Below are 15626 nucleotides of genomic sequence, written 5' to 3' on the forward strand. Positions count from 1 at the left end.
TGGCTATCGGTCATTCATGATTTCGGAGCCGGGCTCACGCCCCGACCTGCTCGTCTGCTCGGCGCGCCACACGAATTCTGCCGAGGGCCACGACGACGAGAAGCGCGCCGAATACGGGAATGCAGGCGAGCAACACGATGGTGCTGGTCGACGTGCCGAGACCGATGAGTGCGCCGCCGACGATGGGTCCGACGACCGATCCCAGCCGTCCCATCGACGAGGTCCACCCGACGCCCGTTGCGGCGGTGCGCTGAGGGTAGATCGAGACAGCGACGGCTGCCTGGCCGATCATTCCCGCCTGAAGGCCGAGGCCGACGCCACCGAACACGATCAGCAGGAGTGCCTTGTCCGGTCCGAGGAACGCCGAGATGACCAGGAAGACAATGGCTGCAGCGGTGGTGCAGGCGAGGACGGAGGTCATCCTGAACTTCGTGGCGCAGACGATCAGTATTCCTGCGCCGATGATGCTGCCGACGCCGAGCGCTGCCGAGCCCAACGGAGCGAGTCCGGTACTGAAGCCGTAGCTGGTGAGCAAAGTCGGCAACCACGAGGAGAAGATGTAGAAGACCGAGAACACGAGGAACGAGAAGACCCACAGCAGCAGCGTCCGCGTCCGGACCTCGGGGTCGAAGAGACGAGCGACGGACGCACTGTGCTTGGCATCGGCGACGGGGACGTCTCCGATGACCGTGCGCTCGTCGGGAAGCTTGAACCACAGAAACGGGAACAGTATTGCCGATGCGACGGCACCGGCGATGAAGACCGAGGGCCAGCCGAAGTTACGTACGAGCTGGCTGCCGGCGACACCCGCAATCAACGCACCGAGCGAGATGCCCATGGTCACGAACACTGCGATCGACTGCCGTAGACGTGCCGGGTTGAGTGCCGTCGTCTGGGCCACTGCAGCGGGCATGACGGCGCCGAGTCCGAGGCCGGTGATGAACCGTAGAGCGGTGAGCTCGACTATCGACCCAGCCCATGCTGTGAGCAGGGAACCCACGGTAAACACCGCGACCGCCACCAAGATGACGTTGCGGCAACCGAACCGTGCTGTCAGTCGTCCCACCGCGATGTAGCCGAAAGCCACACCGAGACTGGTCAATGCCAGAGCGGGCGTGAAATGCGACGGTGCCACACCCCACTCTGCAGAGAGAGCAGGTACGGACAATCCCAGTGCGATCGTGTCGTATCCGTCGAGCACGACGGCGATGAAGGCCAGCGTCAACACCGACCAGTTCGGTCGGGTGATGGGCGGGGCGGGATTTCTGGTCATGGTCGGTCCGCTCATTATGCGTCCTCGATGTGTAGGTCGACGCTGGATGCGCCGAATCAGCTGATTCGTGCGTCCGCGGTGCGGACGACGGGAATGAAACCGTGAGCCTCGATCTCGACACTGAGTTCGGGCTCGACAAGCGCCGACACCTCGACGAGGGTCGAACAGGGAAGGTCACCGCGGAACACGCCGCCGCGTGCCCGGCCGACGGCGGTCTTGTCGGCCATGTCGGTGAGGTAGATCCGCAGCGTCACTATGTCGTCGACGCGTGCGCCGCAGGCCACGGCGAGGGCACCGATGCGGCGGAACGCCTCGACGGCCTGAAGGTAGGGGTCCGACCCGCCGACCGGACCCGACGGTGTGCCGGCGTGCATGCCGGACAGAAAGAACTGATTGCCGACGACGCGGGCGTTGCTGAACATCCCTGGCCGAGGTGGTTCGGCAACGTCGGGGTGGGTTGCCCGTGTCATGACGAGAGAGCCTTGCGGCGTTCGTCGGATTCACGGGTGAGGCGTTCGCGGACGGGCACGAAGTCGTAGGTCGGATAGAACTCCGTGGCAAATGTGCCCCACGCCCGGCGTTCGAGTTCGACGTTGACGGTGGACAGTCGATGGGCGGGCAGCCGTAGGGTGACGATCTGCCCGATTCCCATCGCGACCACCCACGACACGACCTCGCAGCCCTCGGGTGGAAACTCGTGCCACCAATCGTTGTCGTCCAGTCGTCCCTGCAGCTGCGCGAGATTCTGGGTCTGGTCGTGCCGCAGCAGAACCGTCAGCATCAAAGTGTCTTCCTTCATGCGTTGACGCTCGAAAGCTTCTCTGCCTGGGCGAGCGCGTCGGCGCGATACAGCCGCCTGATGCGCGCGACGCCCAGATCGTGCTGGTACAGGTGCTCTTCTCTGTCGGCGTCAGACGCGAGAACTTCCAATACCGCGCGGTCCTGCTCGAGCACCTGCCAGTGCTTCTCCTCGAGAATCGTGCGGTAGAGGAACCGCCAGGATTCGCGCTCCCAGTTACTGACCCGCCGGGTACGCCAGTGGAAGATCGCCGAATTCTCGCGGTCGATCGGTGTACTCATGCCGACGATGCCGAAGACGCCGCCGGGCCCGGCACCGGGTCCGTAGGGAATCTCGAGGTCGACGAAATCCATCGATCCACGGACGAACTCGACCCAGTCGAAGTTCACTCCGCGTTGGTCGGTCTTCTCGAAGAAGAACCCGCGATCGGTCTCGCGGATCCGGAACCGCGCAGAAACGTCGCCGCCGAACATCGAATGCGAGTCTCGGTGCAGGAACGCGCCGTGCATCGGATCGAGGACGTTGTCCATGTAGAACCGCCACGGCCCGGCCCATTCGGCGTAGTTGGGGAACCATGACACCTCGGGGTCCGCCAACCGATCGGGAAGTACGAACGGCGTCGGGGTCGAGTCGTTGGTCAGGGGTACGAAAGCGAAGATGGTGTCCGCGGCTTCCACGACCTCGAGACTGACGGTGGCTCGGCGGCCCTCCAATGCGCAACCGGGCATGCCGGGAACGGACACGACGGTTCCAGTTCCGTCCACCTGTACGCCGTGGTACATGCATGCGATGCGGTCTCCGAGGTGCTGACCGACGGACAGCGGTGCGCTGCGGTGTGGGCAGCGGTCTTCGAGCATGCGGACGGTTCCTTGTGCGTCCCGGAACAGCACCCAGTCGACGTCGAGGCGGCGGACGGGCACCATCGCACCCGCCTCGACCATGTGCGACGGCAAGATCGGGTACCAGCGGTCGCGGATACCGGTGGCGGCGATGTCCTCGGCGTCCAGGTGCCGACGCGTTCCGACTGCGTAGGTCGGTCCGGAGCGGCGACCGGTCGGACGAGCTTCGGTGGTGGTCATTTCAATTCCCCAATCTGCGCATCTCGGCGCGAAAGTTCTCGGCGGTCCACGGACCGCCGTCCGGCCCGTGCAGGCCTAGGTCGTTCAGGCCGGCGACGACGCCGTCCAGGGTGTCGACTCCGCCGGAGTAGATCTCGCTCAGCGAGCCGGCGAGTTTGCGCTCGTACGGCGTGATCGGCTGCGGGTGGGTCTGGTGGGTTTCCAGATACGGCTCGCGGGCTGTACGAGTGATCATCGGAACGCTCCTTCGACGAGGGGGGTGGGCGGGGTGAGTGCTGTTCCGGAACGGAGCGCCAGACCTTCTGCGATGGTGACGAAGGAGGACGTCCACTCGCGGAACGACTCTCGGTTGCCGGTGTGGACCGGGTTGGCTGCATCGTCGATGACGACGAAAACAGCGTTCTCGATGTCCCCGGCGAGTCGTTGCGAGATGGTCAGATCGGTGGTGGGCTCCGGTGCCGACGCGATGACGAGCGTCGGAACCGCCACCGACGCAAGCAGGTACGCATGCTGCTCGACGTCGAATGTCGGGTCGGCGAGAATCAGGCTCAGAACGGTCTCCGGGTAGGCGACGGCAAGCTCGATGGCAGCGTGGGCGTCGGTGCCCGCTGCGAAGACATGTGTCGGAACGGCTGCCGCGACGGCCATCTGGGCATCGTCGTCCCACCACCTCACGGCTGCGACGGCGCTCATCGCCGGACCTCGCTCGGCACGTGAACGGGCGGGACGAACGGCCCCGGTGTGGGTTCTACCGAGGCGACGTCCACCTCGATGATGGTCGGCCCGGTGCGACCCACCGCTTCGGTCAACACGTCGGCGAAGGTCTCGACGCGTTGGATCAGCCGGTGCGGGATGTCGAGAGATGCCGCGAGCAGGTCGAAGCGTGGAGTGTGCAGGTCGACGCCGGACCGACGAAACCCGTTTGCCTCCTGCATGTTCCGGAGAACGCCGTAGCCGCCGTCGTTGAACACGACCACGATGACGTGGGCGTTCGAGCCCGCGAGTGAGGCCAGCTCACCCAGGTGCACCGCTAGTCCGCCATCGCCGACCATGACCAACGTGGGCACATCACGTCGGCCGTGAGCTGCGCCGATGCCCATTGCCAGGCCCTGGCCGATGCCGCCGCCCAGCGGGAAGATGTTGGTCTCGCGCTCGAGTATCGGCAGCAGACGGTTACCCCACTGGCTGGACGGGATGGTGACATCGCGGGCGATCGGTGAGCGGTCGGGCAGGATCGAGCGCATCGCCGCGCAGATGTCGGCGTAGCCGCCGATGTACTCGGTCAGACCACTGCGTACGGCCTCACGGACCTCGGTGACCCGCGCCGCCCAACCTGGCTGTGCGGCAACGCGATCAGCGAGAGACGTCAGGACGGCCCTTGCATCTCCGACGATCCCGACGGTGGCAGGGTAGACCCGACCGATCGTGGACGGTTCGAGGTCGATCTGAATGATGTTGTCAGGCAGGGACAAGCCGTACGACGCGGTCTCGTTGGACCGAAAGTGGGTGCCGACGGCAATGAGAAGGTCGGAATCGTCGAGCAGCGCGCGTCCCTGCGGCGTCGTGGCGAAGTTGCCGATGACGAGGGGGTCGGTCTCGGGCACGATGCCGCGGCCTGAGTTGCTGGTGAGGATGCCCGCTCCGACTCGATGTGCGAGCTCGGTGAGTTCGGGGCCTGCGCCTGCTGCTCCGCCCCCGAGCCAGAACAAGGGAGCCTTCGCCGCGTCGATCAGCTCGACTGCACGCGCGATCGTGTCGGCGTCGGGAACCGAGACAGGAATGTCGGTCATCTCGAACGGGCGTTGCTTCTCGGGGGTCGCGAGATACTGCAGATCGCTCGGCCACTCGATGCTGGCCGGGCCGGTCGGTGCCGATCGTATGCGGCGGATCGCGGTCTCGAGCTCTACCGCAACGTCTTTGACGTCGTTGATGGTCGCACTGTGCACCGACACTGCGTCGAGCAGTTGCGGCTGCTTCGGGAATTCGTGGATGACTCCGCGGCTCGGTGTCGGCCGATTCGGTGCCAGGAATTCGGTCTCGATCTGCCCGGTGATGTGCAGAACCCGGCTCCCGGCCGTCAGCGCCTCGATCATCGATCCCGCTGCATTGCCGGCACCCGTTCCGGTGCTCGTCAGCGCGACGCCGATGCCGCCGGTGGCTCGGGCATACGCGTCGGCGGCGTTGACCGCAGCTGCTTCGTGCCGCATCTCGACGAACTCGAGGTCACGATCGACGGCTTCGACGAGGGGAAGATTGTGGATGCTGATGACGCCGAACGCGGTGGTGACGCCGTGGCGTCGCATCAAGTCGACGAGTACGTCACCGCCCGTGCGTCGGACGACTGCTTCTTCTGTCATGTCTCTCTCCTGAGAATGTTCGGGTCGCTAGACGTAGCGGTGGACGCCGCCGCCGACGTCGAGGGATGCGCCGGTGATGTAGCTGCTGAGCGGCGAGAGGAGCGTGGTGATGGGGAAAGCGAGCTCGTCCGCGGTGCCGAAGCGCCCGAGTCCGATGCCTCGATCCGCAGCGATCTCGGCGCTCCACTCGTCGAAATCGAGCGCGGTGTCGCTGTCGGTGTAGCGGCGCTGCCACTGTCCGGTGTCGACCAGACCGAGCAGGACGGAGTTGACGCGGATGTTGTCCGCAGCCAGATCCTGTGCGAGAGAGCGGGAGAGGTTGAGCAGACCGGCACGTGCGGCGGCGGTGATCGCCAGCCGCGATTCCGGCTGTCGGGAGAGGATCGCGTTGACGACGACGATCGCCCCCGAATCCGACGACGCCAGTGCCTTCTTCGCCGCCCGGACTATGTTGAGCGCTCCGAAGATCTTGAGATCGAACTCTTCTCGGATCTGTTCGTCGGTCGTCTGGTCGATCGTGCTCATCAGCGAGCGGCCTGCGTTACAGACCACGCCGTCGAGTCCGCCGAGGCTGTCGACAGCGTGAGAGACGAAGTTCTCGACCGACTGTTTGTCCGTGACGTCGCACGTGAAGGTGAACACGTCGGTAGAGGCCGCCAGCTCCGCAGTCGCCTTGCGTAGCCGGTCCTCGTCGCGGGCGCACAGGGCCAGCCGTGCTCCCTCGCCCGCGAGCATCGTTGCTGTCGCGAGACCGATGCCCGAGCTGGCACCGGTGATCAGTATTCGTCGGTCTTTCAACTGCAGGTCCATGGGTGTGCTCCTCAGCGGAAGATGAAGCCGCCGTCGACGACGATGGTTTGTCCGGTGACGAACGCTGCGTCGTCGGACAGGAGGAAACGGACGACGCCGGCGACGTCCTCTGGAGTCTGTTCGCGGTTCAAGGCTCGACCTTCGGTGTACGTGCGGTAGCGGATGTCGGGAACGCTCTCGGTCGCCTCCACCCGGATGAGTCCGGGCGCAACGGCATTCACCCGTACACCGAAGTCGCCGGCATCCCGTGCCATCGATCTGGTCATGCCGATCACCGCAGCCTTGGACGAGACGTAGTGCACCAAGCGCGGCGATCCGTACATCGCGACATCGGATGCGATGTTGACTATCGCGCCCGTCGACTTCGCGATGGCGGGCCACAGATACTTCGACACCGCCCAGGTACCGCGAATGTTGACGGAGGTGACACGCTCGAACTCGGACTCGTCGAGATCGAAGAATGTCTTGCCGCCGACACCGTCTGCGATCGCGGCGTTGTTGACCAGACCGGTCACGTGCTCCGCACTCACGCGCTCTGCGAGGGCGCGGACGGAATCACTGTCACCGATGTCGGTCACCACGGCCACGGCGTCGTACCCGTTGTGACGCAGGGCTTCTGCGCACTCGTGGGCCGTGTCGGGATTCCGTTCGGCGATGACCACTCGGTTGCCGTCGCTGCAGAGTCGTTCGGCGATGGATCGGCCGAGTCCGCGGCCGCCGCCGGTGACGACAATGGTTCCGGTCATGTCAGGTGCTCCAGGAAGTCGGTGACGAGTGCGGCGGCCGCGGCAGGCTGTTCTTGGATTGCCACGTGTCCTGCATCGGAGATCGAGTGGAACTGCGCCCCGGGTATCGACTCGGCGAGTAGGTGGGACTCGTTCACGCCGGTCACCACATCGTGCTCGCCGACAAGGACCAGTGTTGGACAAACGATTTCTGCGAGCCGTGGGCCGTGGTCGGTGGATGCCATGAACTCCGCCGCCGCGGCGAACCCACTGTGGCGCAGCGCGGTCATCGACGCTCGTACCGCCTCGGCGATCTCAGGGTCGGCACCGGGTGCGAGAAGTCGAGGGGCGCGTTCGGCAGCGACAACCGCGCTTCCTCGCTCTGCCAGGTCGCGAGAGCGGGCTCTCATGGCTTTGGCTCTGTCGGGGGTGGTACCACTGCCGCGAGTACTGTCTGCGAGGACGAGTCCGGCGATCCGCTCGGGTCGGGCGAGCGCTGTTGCCAGGGCGACCACCCCGCCCCACGAGGTGCCCAGCAACACGAGAGGGCGCTCTGGTGAAATTTCGTCGGCGACGCGGAGGACGTCGGCGACGGCATCGTGGTCTGCTCCGGGATCAGCGGACTCACCGTAACCGGCGGCATCGAGGCACCATGCCCGAACGCCACGGTCGGCCAATTCGGAAGCCAAAGGCACACACGATCGAGCCGACCCGCCGATACCGTGCAGAAGTAACACAACCGGCTCGAAGACGCGCTCGGGCGGCTGGTGTTCGACCACGTGTAGACCGCCCACGAACGTAGAACGCGTCGTCTGAACAAGGGTCATGAGATACCCACCAGTTCGGGTATCGGGATGAAGTAGTCGGAGTGGTTCGGCTCGAACAGTTTTCGTGCACCGAGGTCCGGGATGCCGGCCATCGCGGCTCGAACAGTGGCGGTCGGCGGTCCGGCCGTGCCCCATTGATCCGACAGTTCCGGCGTGCGACGCCAGGTCCGGCAGAGCCATGCATCTTCGTCGATCTGTTCGACCTCCGAGGTGTATTCGCAGACCAGGCCGGCGGGGTCGGTGAAGTAGGAGAAGGTGTTGTCGCCGGGGCCGTGGCGGCCGGGACCCCACTGCGGTGAGATGCCGTGAGAGCGCAGGCTTCCGATTCCGCGCATGAAATGGTCGATGGACGGCATCTCGTAGGCGATATGGTTCAGCGCTGTCCAGGGTGCCTGGTTGAGCGCAATGACATGGTGGTCGGTGTTGCACCGAAGAAATGTCATCTGCCGCTCGGACCAGTCGGAGATACGCATGCCGAGGACCTGGGTGTAGAACGCTGCGGTCCGTTCGATATCGACCGTGTTGAGGACGACGTGGGCAATCTTGCGAGGGATTGCCCGGCGGCCGGTCGGATCCTGCGCGGGCACCGCGTATGTGTCGGCGGACAGTTCGACGATGCGACCCTCGGGGTCGACCAGCCGGAGCCCGTAGCCACCGCCGGCGTGATCGAGCATGCCGGGTTCACGCAGGACGGGAACGCCGATTCGGTGCAGGGCGCGAGCTGCGTCGTCCACCTCCCTGGGTGATCCGACAGCAAAGCTGATGCGCCCCAGTGCATTCGAATCGCCGCGCTGTAGGTCGAGTACGTGATGATCGGTTCCGGTGGCGCGCAGCCAGAAGCGGTCGCCGTCCTCCTCGACGGTGCTCAGCCCCCAGACCTCGTGGTAGAAATCGCGCGACGTAATCGGGTTCGGCACGGTCAGGGCAACCGATCGCAGACTGCGCAGTGTGCAGACGGGTGTGTCGGTCAGGACGGGCTGGCGGTGGGTGGGCACGCTCATGAGGCTCCTCAGAGGTCTAGGACGAGTTCGGCTGAACGGCAACGCGATACGCACGGGAACATGGTCTTGTTCGCGGCGTGCTCGGCCTCGCCGAGAAGGAAGTCGCGGTGGTCGACATCGCCCTTGACCACGCCGACCTCGCAGGTACCGCAGATGCCTTCGGTGCACGAGCTCGGTAGGTCGAGCCCGGCGTCGAGCAGGGCGTCGAGCACCGACTGATCAGGGGAGACCGGCACGCGTTCGCCGGTGCGGTTCAGCACCACGTCGAATGCGGTGTCACCGCCTGCTGGGGCGATGATCTCCGGGGCGGCGAAGCGTTCCGTCCGTAGGGTTGCCTCCGGTGGCATGGCGGCGGCGACGGCATCGAGCAGGGGAGCCGGGCCGCAGCAGTAGACAACTGCTCCGGCCGAGAGTCCGCCCAGAAGCGTAGGCAAGTCGGGTAGCCCGCCCTGTTCGTCGTCGGCGTGGATGGTGGCGGCGGGGAATGCGGCGATCTCGTCGGCGAATGCCATGGTCCTGCGAGAGCGTCCTGCGTAGAGCATCGTCCACTCGCAGCCGGTCTGCTCGAGCCGGCGCATCATCGCAACGATCGGTGTGACACCCACTCCGCCTGCGACGAGTACGTGCCGCTGCGCGCTCTCGTCGAGTGCGAATGCGCTACGGGGGCCGTCGACCTCGATCAGCGCACCCACCGACAGCTTGTCGTGGACGTGCAGGCTCCCGCCCCGTGACTTCTCGACGCGCAGAACCGCGACGGTCCAACGGCTGGTGTCGCTCGGGTCCGAGCACAGCGAGTACTCGCGCGTCAGACCACCGGGCAGGTGCAGAGCCACGTGAGCTCCCGGTTCCCACGTCGGCAGCGCGCTGCCGTCGGGATCGACCAGCGTGACACTGGTGACGCCGTCGGCTTCGTAGCTCTTGCACTGCACGCGCAGAGTTCTCGCTGTGTGCTCGGACATCGAAAGTTCCTTCCGTACAGGTTTGTTCGGTCAGCGAGTGACGCCGAACATTTCGGAGCTCGGCGGGTAGGTGGGCAGCTGCGGCTTGGGTGCGCCGATGACGACACAGAACAGCGCGTCGGTGTCGCCGACGTTGGCGAGGCTGCGCGGCACGCCCGCAGGAACGCGGATCAGATCGCGGTAGCCGAGGCGGCGAACTGCCTTCTTGGTGCCGTCCTCGACGTCGTGGACAGCGACCTCGAGTTCACCCTCGAGGACGTAGAAGACCTCCTCGACGTCGTGGTGGGTGTGCTCGGGCCCGACTGCACCTGCGGGAAGGCGCATGTTGGAGAACGTGAAGTGCTCGGACGGCAGTGAGCGGGAGTCGCCCTCGTGATTACCCGTTGCGCCCGAACCGATGTAGCGAATCTGTGCGCGCTTGAAGCGATCTCCGCCTTTGGCGGCTTGGAACCCGAGGGTGTCCCAGTCCTCGAACCGGGTTTCCTTGCTGGCGATGCAGGAATCGATCAGGTTCTCGAGGTCGGATGTGGTCTTCTCCGGAGCGGTCATGATGGGGTCCTTTCGAGTGATGGTGGAGGGTTTCAGGGTCGGTATGCGATGGCTTCGATTTCCACGGTCGCGCCGTAGGGGAGAGCGGCGACCTCGACGAACGATCGCGCGGGCCGTGGCTCGGCGAACACGGTCTTGTAGTGACTGTTCGCGGCGTCGCGGGTCGTCACGTCGGTGACGAAGTAGGTGGTCTTGACGACGTCGGCGAGCGTCATGTCGATCGTCGCGAGGCGTTCGGTCATCCTGGCGACCGCTGCGTCGAGGGCCGGTTCGATGCCGTCGACCGCGGTGCCCTCGGTGTCGACGGACAGTGCGCCGGAGACGAATCCGAAGCCGGCCACCTTGTAGGCGGGACTGTAAGGATGGGCCGATGTGCTGGTGAATGTGCCTGTCATGCTGGTCCTTTCGTGCTTATCGGTTCCGGCCCCATGCCAAGGGGGTATCGGAAAGATCGAGGTAGATGCTCTTCTGGTTCGAGTACTGCCGTACCGCGTCGCGGCCCTTCTCGGTGCCGAGCCCGCTGTCGCGCAGCCCGGTGAACGGCGTGGAGATCGAGAATTGCTTGTACGTGTTGATCCACACGGTGCCGGCGTCGATGGACTTCGCTGTGCGCAGTGCGCGTCGGTGGTCTTCGGTCCAGATGCCGCAGGCGAGACCGTAGACACTGTCGTTCGCTTGCTCGACGAGGTCGAGGTCGTCGTCGAAGGGGAGCACCACCGCGACCGGTCCGAAGATTTCCTCCTGGCAGATGGCGTCGGAGTTCCGTACGTCGGTCAACACGGTCGGCGGGTAGTAGGCACCCCCTGCGAGTGCGCCCTCGGTCGGAATCGCACCGCCGCACAACACCGTCGCACCGTTCTCGACGGCTGCGTCGACCATGTCGGCAACAGAATCTCGATGTCGCAGAGCGATCATCGGTGCGACGTCGGTACTCGGGTCCGTTCCAGGTCCGAGACGCAATCGCTGCGCGCGCTCGACGAGTTGGGTGGTGAAGCTCTCGAAGATGTTGCGATGCACAAAGATACGTGAACCGGCGATGCAGCTCTGTCCGCTCGAAGAGAAGATGCCGTAGAGGACACCCTGCAGTGCGCGTTCGATGTCGGCGTCGTCGTAGACGATGGTGGGCGACTTGCCACCGAGCTCCAAGGTGATGGGCATCAACTTGTCGGCCGCGAGATGCGCAAGGTGACGACCGGTGCTGGTTCCGCCGGTGAATGTCACTTTTGCGACGCCGGGGTGGCGGACCAGAGTTTCGCCGACGGTGCGGCCGGGGCCGGGGATGACCGACAGGAGGCCTGGGGGGAGTCCGGCTTCGTCGCACAGCCGGGCCAGCAACAGCGTCACCCACGGTGCCCACACCGGCGGCTTCGCGACGACGGCGTTGCCCGCGGCCAGTGCAGGAGCGATCTTCTGGGCGTCGGACGCGATGGGGGAGTTCCACGGTGTGATGGCACCGATCACGCCCATCGGCTCGTGAGTGGACATCGTCATCCATGGGCCGCGGGGTGTGGTCAGTGCGCCGTCCATGGTCTCCACCGCAGCGGCCATGTAGCGAAACGTGTTGGCGGCGCTCATGGCCAGCGCTCGGGTCTCGGTCAGCGTCTTACCGGTATCGAGGGTCTGCAATGCCGCGATGCGGCCGGCGTTGTCCTCTACCGCGTTGCCGATTCGATGCAGAACAGCGGCACGCTCGTGAAGCAGCATCGTGGACCAGCCGCTGACCCGCGCCGCGGCGGAACCACTGCGGACTGCGATGTCGACGTCTTCGGTCGTCGCGGCGTGGAGGGTAGCGAACACTTCGCCGCTCGATGGATCGATCGACTCGATTGGATCTCCTGCGCCGCGGACCCAGCTGCCGCCGACGTAGATCTCGTCGGTGAGGTCGGCGGTGAGGCTTGCTGAGACGTGTGGTGCAGCGAGTGTCATCGAAGGAGTCCGTTCGGCTGAGGCGTTGGCGAAGCAATTATCTTTGCGCTAAGACAGTTGTAATGCCTTAGCGCTAAGACGTCAACGCGTGCAAGGCCGTTCCGAGCTGGCTTTACGTAAGATTTACGCGCCAGAAATGAAAGAGATGCAGGTCACAGGCAGTGTGCCCCGCATCACTAATTGTCGAAAAAAATTTCTACGGGGTGGCTTCCACGGGCAGATCGGCAGGCGCATTCGCGAGCTCGACTGTTCGGGCCGAATGCTCCAGACGGCCGAGCAAGGCCGCGAGGGTCGCAACATCGTCTTCGCTCAGATCGCCGAGCATGGTGTTCAGCTTGTGGAAGTGCTCGTCCGCAACGGCATCGACGAGAGCACTACCGGCGGGGGTGATCTCGACGTAGACGACCCGCGCGTCGACGGCGTCCCGGGTGCGGGTGACGAGACCGGCGTCCTCGAGTCGCTTCACCCGGAGTGAGAGCCCACCCGTGGTGACGAGCGTCTGCTCGGCGAGTTCGCCTGCCGTCAGTCGGTGATCCGGCAGTGACCGTCGGAGGCATGCCAACACGTCGAAGCCGGAATCGGTGATGCCGTACTTCTCGAATGTCGCAGCAATGGTGGTCTTGTAGACCAGGAAGCTTCGATGCAACCGGCCGAAGACCTTCAGTCCGGATACGTCGAGTTCGGGGCGCGCAACAGCCCAGTGCGACACGATGACATCGACTCCATCCATACGACTCAAGCTACCGGGCACGTCGAGGCGGTCGTGTGTGCACACGGAGAATCCCGCGGAACGGACGTCTGCCGCTCGGTACGCTGGCGGCGGTGACGGCACGGGCGATAACGGACCAGACGCTCGGTGCCTGGGTGATCAAGTGCAATCCGCACAAGACCGATCTCGCGCCGATGGTCGAAGCCGGACGCGCACACGAGGACTGGTGCGTAGCCGACAATTACCGAACGCGCCTGATGGTTGCCGGACAACCAGTGCTGTTCTGGGTCAGTAGCCATCCCCGACGCGGGATCTGGGGTGCAGGCACCCTTACCGGCACCCCGGTCCCAGCTCCGCAATGGAAGGTAAGCACCGACATCGCGCTGTTCGATGAGCCGATCCTCGCGTCGGACATTCAGTCCATCGAGGAACTGTCGATGCTCGAGGTGTTCCGATCGCTGCAGCAATCGAATCCGTCCTGGGTCGACGCGTCCGCATGGGCACTGATCCGACCGTTGCTGCCGGTGTGACTTCCGGTGGTGCATGATCGAGAGGTGACTTCCTTCCCGATCATCGACCTCACTCCCGACGAGCTGCTGACCACGACGCGTACCGTCCGCAAGCGTCTGGACCTGACGCGGCCGGTGCCGATGGAGCTGATCAAGGAATGTCTGGAGATCGCCCTGCAGGCACCGTCCGGGTCGAACAAGCAGGGGTGGCAGTGGATCGTCGTCACCGATCCTGATCTTCGCGCTCGCATCGGGGCGATCTACGGTGAACTGTTCACCGCGTATCAGGCATCGAAGCATTCCGCGTCGGCGCTGTTCGCCGACGATCCGGAACGCGCATCGGTGCAGAAGCGGGTCGGAGACAGTGCCGGATGGCTCGGCGAGCACATGGGTGAGGTTCCGGTTCTGCTGATTCCGTGCATCCAGGCCGGCAAGACGCTCCCGGCAGGAAATCAGGCGGGCTTGTGGGGCTCACTGTTGCCGGCGGTGTGGAACTACGCCCTGGCTGCGCGGGCGCGCGGTCTCGGAACGGCTTGGACGACAATCCATCTCGCGAAGGAAGCCGAGATATCCGAACTGCTCGGCATCCCCGAGGACTTTCATCAGGGCGCGCTGATTCCGACGGCGTACTACACGGGTGAGACGTTCAAGGTTGCTCCGCGGGATCCGATCGAGACGGTGCTGCACCTCGATCGGTGGTGATCCGCGGTTTTCTCGAGTGCGTCACCGCAAGATCGGCATGACCTGACGCACCTTCGGTTCGCGCAGCTGGAGAGCACCCACACGAGGATGCCCACATAGACTGCGAACAGCACCGTGCTCAGCAGTGGCTTGTCCCCGCTCCAGTTGGTGAGCACGGCTCCACCCAACGTCGATCTGCCGAACCTGCCGACCGAATGGGGTTGGGGCAGAACAGCACACCTGTGGGTCGGCTGCCTCGCGCACTCGGGCACATGGCGGGCAGTGTTGACCCCGTCGATGGATCAACCACATCCGGTCGGCGATCTCGACCGCGTTGTCCGAAGCCATTTCGATACGGCACGAGTCTTACGAACTCCGGAATGCGGATCGAGCGGGAGAGGTCACGTCCGCTTCCCCCACGGGAGACCGTGAGGGACCCAGCTTCGAGGCAATGCTGAGCAGTTCGGATGCCATCGCGTGATCTGGTTTCCACAGAGCGAAGATGGGGAGTGCAGCGTCCCCGGACTCAGACCTCAGAGGGTGGCTGTGGAGCCCGAACCTGGGCTGGTCGTCAGACACCACACATGCGAACCGGTTCGACGCCGCGAGAAGCTGAGCTACCTGCGCAGTCTCCACTTCGTAGTCAACCTCGATGTCGACGCCGCTGGAGATGCAGAAGCGATCGAACATCTTCCTGGTCTCGCGGGTAGGGATCAGCGAGACGAGTGCGACATCCAACTCCTCCTTGATTCGTGCGATCGAGATCTCGTGCTCCTGGAAGGGATCGACGTCGGGATGAATCTGCAGACTGAGAGGAACAGAAGTCACCGGGACCGAACGGAGTCCCTTATAGCCGCGAATAGGACTGATTCCCAGGTCGGCGTACCCCTCGTTCACGAAGTCGGAGATCTCACTCGATTCGCGCACCACCAGCGATCGAACCGGGAAGCCCCGCGAGAGAGCAGCGGGAACAATGAGGGTGTCGAAGAGCTGGGGGCTGCACACCACGGAGACGTCCTCAGCCGACCGGCCCCGGCGAATCGTCGACTCGAGCGAGCGGGCATGAAGCACGAGGTCTCGTGCATCCTGAACGAAACGAACCCCGGCGGTGGTGACTTCGAGATGCTTCCCAGACCTCCGGAAGATCTCGATGCCCAGGTTTCTCTCGAGTGCACGTATCTGGCGTGAGAGCGACGGCTGCGACACACGCTCTCGTCCCGCGGCAGCGGTCATCGACCCGGTGTCCGCGACAGCGACGATGTACCGCAGAACACGCAGCTCCATCGAGACCTCCATGTCGGCGGCCATGAAAAACTGACCACAGGCGGCCATGAATATGCCCACTGACGGCCGATAAGAACTGACCACTCGCGGCCACGAATGTGACCGCCTGTGGCCACGAATCTGCCCAGACCACACCCA

Annotated in this window: 19 protein-coding genes and 1 pseudogene; 2 read left to right on the forward strand and 18 right to left on the reverse strand. The window is 64.7% G+C overall.

Translation table 11 applies throughout. From position 1 onward, the window contains the following. Positions 1 to 34 precede the first annotated feature (34 nt). The 16 genes from MTX34_RS23130 to MTX34_RS23205 form a co-directional block, all read right to left on the reverse strand. Positions 35 to 1288: an MFS transporter gene (locus MTX34_RS23130; protein ID WP_243610950.1), complete on the reverse strand. Its 1254-nt coding sequence runs from the start codon at positions 1286 to 1288 to the stop codon at positions 35 to 37. Positions 1289 to 1329: 41 nt separating this feature from the next. Further along, positions 1330 to 1743, reverse strand: coding sequence for a Rid family hydrolase (locus MTX34_RS23135; RefSeq protein WP_243610951.1), 414 nt, complete (start codon positions 1741 to 1743; stop codon positions 1330 to 1332). Continuing rightward, positions 1740 to 2072: a hypothetical protein gene (locus tag MTX34_RS23140; RefSeq protein ID WP_243610952.1), complete on the reverse strand. Its 333-nt coding sequence runs from the start codon at positions 2070 to 2072 to the stop codon at positions 1740 to 1742. Before MTX34_RS23140 ends, MTX34_RS23135 begins: the two co-directional genes overlap by 4 nt. Beyond that, entirely contained in the window at positions 2069 to 3151 is a 1083-nt protein-coding gene (locus MTX34_RS23145; protein WP_243610953.1) for a Rieske 2Fe-2S domain-containing protein, read from the reverse strand. The genes MTX34_RS23140 and MTX34_RS23145 overlap by 4 nt, the downstream gene beginning before the upstream one ends. Position 3152: 1 nt before the next feature. Then, a complete protein-coding gene (locus MTX34_RS23150) occupies positions 3153 to 3386 on the reverse strand; it encodes a recombinase-like helix-turn-helix domain-containing protein (RefSeq protein WP_243610954.1) in 234 nt (77 codons plus the stop codon). Then, positions 3383 to 3844 carry an alpha/beta fold hydrolase gene (locus MTX34_RS23155; protein ID WP_243610955.1) on the reverse strand — a complete coding sequence of 154 codons (462 nt, stop codon included), beginning with the start codon at positions 3842 to 3844 and terminating at the stop codon, positions 3383 to 3385. The genes MTX34_RS23150 and MTX34_RS23155 overlap by 4 nt, the downstream gene beginning before the upstream one ends. Next, positions 3841 to 5508 carry a thiamine pyrophosphate-binding protein gene (locus MTX34_RS23160; RefSeq protein WP_243610956.1) on the reverse strand — a complete coding sequence of 556 codons (1668 nt, stop codon included), beginning with the start codon at positions 5506 to 5508 and terminating at the stop codon, positions 3841 to 3843. The genes MTX34_RS23155 and MTX34_RS23160 overlap by 4 nt, the downstream gene beginning before the upstream one ends. A gap of 27 nt (positions 5509 to 5535) precedes the next feature. Further along, on the reverse strand, positions 5536 to 6318 hold the full coding sequence (locus MTX34_RS23165) for an SDR family oxidoreductase (protein WP_243610957.1): 783 nt from the start codon (positions 6316 to 6318) through the stop codon (positions 5536 to 5538). A gap of 11 nt (positions 6319 to 6329) precedes the next feature. After that, positions 6330 to 7064 (reverse strand): SDR family oxidoreductase, encoded by a 735-nt coding sequence (locus tag MTX34_RS23170; RefSeq protein ID WP_243610958.1) that lies wholly within the window; start codon positions 7062 to 7064, stop codon positions 6330 to 6332. After that, positions 7061 to 7870: an alpha/beta fold hydrolase gene (locus tag MTX34_RS23175; RefSeq protein WP_243610959.1), complete on the reverse strand. Its 810-nt coding sequence runs from the start codon at positions 7868 to 7870 to the stop codon at positions 7061 to 7063. Before MTX34_RS23175 ends, MTX34_RS23170 begins: the two co-directional genes overlap by 4 nt. Beyond that, positions 7867 to 8871 (reverse strand): VOC family protein, encoded by a 1005-nt coding sequence (locus MTX34_RS23180; RefSeq protein WP_243610960.1) that lies wholly within the window; start codon positions 8869 to 8871, stop codon positions 7867 to 7869. Before MTX34_RS23180 ends, MTX34_RS23175 begins: the two co-directional genes overlap by 4 nt. A gap of 8 nt (positions 8872 to 8879) precedes the next feature. After that, positions 8880 to 9830 (reverse strand): PDR/VanB family oxidoreductase, encoded by a 951-nt coding sequence (locus MTX34_RS23185; RefSeq protein WP_243610961.1) that lies wholly within the window; start codon positions 9828 to 9830, stop codon positions 8880 to 8882. A 30-nt stretch (positions 9831 to 9860) separates the two neighbouring features. Further along, entirely contained in the window at positions 9861 to 10379 is a 519-nt protein-coding gene (locus tag MTX34_RS23190) for a cupin domain-containing protein (RefSeq protein WP_094741477.1), read from the reverse strand. 32 nt (positions 10380 to 10411) lie between these two features. Beyond that, positions 10412 to 10774 (reverse strand): RidA family protein, encoded by a 363-nt coding sequence (locus MTX34_RS23195; RefSeq protein ID WP_243610962.1) that lies wholly within the window; start codon positions 10772 to 10774, stop codon positions 10412 to 10414. A gap of 16 nt (positions 10775 to 10790) precedes the next feature. After that, positions 10791 to 12305 carry an aldehyde dehydrogenase gene (locus MTX34_RS23200; protein ID WP_243610963.1) on the reverse strand — a complete coding sequence of 505 codons (1515 nt, stop codon included), beginning with the start codon at positions 12303 to 12305 and terminating at the stop codon, positions 10791 to 10793. Positions 12306 to 12501: 196 nt separating this feature from the next. After that, a complete protein-coding gene (locus MTX34_RS23205; RefSeq protein ID WP_243610964.1) occupies positions 12502 to 13035 on the reverse strand; it encodes a MarR family winged helix-turn-helix transcriptional regulator in 534 nt (177 codons plus the stop codon). A gap of 92 nt (positions 13036 to 13127) precedes the next feature. On the opposite strand from MTX34_RS23205, the gene MTX34_RS23210 reads away from it, so the two are divergent. Both MTX34_RS23210 and MTX34_RS23215 read left to right on the forward strand, forming a co-directional pair. Continuing rightward, a complete protein-coding gene (locus tag MTX34_RS23210; RefSeq protein WP_243610965.1) occupies positions 13128 to 13544 on the forward strand; it encodes a hypothetical protein in 417 nt (138 codons plus the stop codon). Positions 13545 to 13568: 24 nt separating this feature from the next. Continuing rightward, the gene (locus tag MTX34_RS23215) at positions 13569 to 14225 is read left to right on the forward strand and encodes a nitroreductase family protein (protein ID WP_243610966.1); all 657 of its coding nucleotides are present in this window, start codon (positions 13569 to 13571) and stop codon (positions 14223 to 14225) included. 21 nt (positions 14226 to 14246) lie between these two features. On the opposite strand, the pseudogene MTX34_RS23220 reads toward MTX34_RS23215, so the two are convergent. Continuing rightward, a pseudogene (locus tag MTX34_RS23220) lies at positions 14247 to 14392 on the reverse strand (DoxX family protein); the annotation flags it as partial. A gap of 178 nt (positions 14393 to 14570) precedes the next feature. Next, on the reverse strand, positions 14571 to 15512 hold the full coding sequence (locus MTX34_RS23230) for a LysR family transcriptional regulator (RefSeq protein ID WP_243610967.1): 942 nt from the start codon (positions 15510 to 15512) through the stop codon (positions 14571 to 14573). Between the last annotated feature and the right edge of the window lie 114 nt (positions 15513 to 15626).

Source organism: Rhodococcus sp. ARC_M5 (assembly GCF_022810405.1).
GTDB lineage: Bacteria > Actinomycetota > Actinomycetes > Mycobacteriales > Mycobacteriaceae > Rhodococcoides > Rhodococcoides navarretei.

What these genes read in the sequence shown, in the direction of transcription:
- MTX34_RS23185 (WP_243610961.1), bottom strand. Translation starts at nt 9,830, where the DNA reads ATGTCCGAGCACACAGCGAGAACTCTGCGCGTGCAGTGCAAGAGCTAC.
- MTX34_RS23160 (WP_243610956.1), bottom strand. Translation starts at nt 5,508, where the DNA reads ATGACAGAAGAAGCAGTCGTCCGACGCACGGGCGGTGACGTACTCGTC.
- MTX34_RS23155 (WP_243610955.1), bottom strand. Translation starts at nt 3,844, where the DNA reads ATGAGCGCCGTCGCAGCCGTGAGGTGGTGGGACGACGATGCCCAGATG.
- MTX34_RS23150 (WP_243610954.1), bottom strand. Translation starts at nt 3,386, where the DNA reads ATGATCACTCGTACAGCCCGCGAGCCGTATCTGGAAACCCACCAGACC.
- MTX34_RS23230 (WP_243610967.1), bottom strand. Translation starts at nt 15,512, where the DNA reads ATGGCCGCCGACATGGAGGTCTCGATGGAGCTGCGTGTTCTGCGGTAC.
- MTX34_RS23165 (WP_243610957.1), bottom strand. Translation starts at nt 6,318, where the DNA reads ATGGACCTGCAGTTGAAAGACCGACGAATACTGATCACCGGTGCCAGC.
- MTX34_RS23200 (WP_243610963.1), bottom strand. Translation starts at nt 12,305, where the DNA reads ATGACACTCGCTGCACCACACGTCTCAGCAAGCCTCACCGCCGACCTC.
- MTX34_RS23135 (WP_243610951.1), bottom strand. Translation starts at nt 1,743, where the DNA reads ATGACACGGGCAACCCACCCCGACGTTGCCGAACCACCTCGGCCAGGG.
- MTX34_RS23205 (WP_243610964.1), bottom strand. Translation starts at nt 13,035, where the DNA reads ATGGATGGAGTCGATGTCATCGTGTCGCACTGGGCTGTTGCGCGCCCC.
- MTX34_RS23175 (WP_243610959.1), bottom strand. Translation starts at nt 7,870, where the DNA reads ATGACCCTTGTTCAGACGACGCGTTCTACGTTCGTGGGCGGTCTACAC.
- MTX34_RS23170 (WP_243610958.1), bottom strand. Translation starts at nt 7,064, where the DNA reads ATGACCGGAACCATTGTCGTCACCGGCGGCGGCCGCGGACTCGGCCGA.
- MTX34_RS23195 (WP_243610962.1), bottom strand. Translation starts at nt 10,774, where the DNA reads ATGACAGGCACATTCACCAGCACATCGGCCCATCCTTACAGTCCCGCC.
- MTX34_RS23130 (WP_243610950.1), bottom strand. Translation starts at nt 1,288, where the DNA reads ATGAGCGGACCGACCATGACCAGAAATCCCGCCCCGCCCATCACCCGA.
- MTX34_RS23190 (WP_094741477.1), bottom strand. Translation starts at nt 10,379, where the DNA reads ATGACCGCTCCGGAGAAGACCACATCCGACCTCGAGAACCTGATCGAT.
- MTX34_RS23145 (WP_243610953.1), bottom strand. Translation starts at nt 3,151, where the DNA reads ATGACCACCACCGAAGCTCGTCCGACCGGTCGCCGCTCCGGACCGACC.
- MTX34_RS23140 (WP_243610952.1), bottom strand. Translation starts at nt 2,072, where the DNA reads ATGAAGGAAGACACTTTGATGCTGACGGTTCTGCTGCGGCACGACCAG.
- MTX34_RS23180 (WP_243610960.1), bottom strand. Translation starts at nt 8,871, where the DNA reads ATGAGCGTGCCCACCCACCGCCAGCCCGTCCTGACCGACACACCCGTC.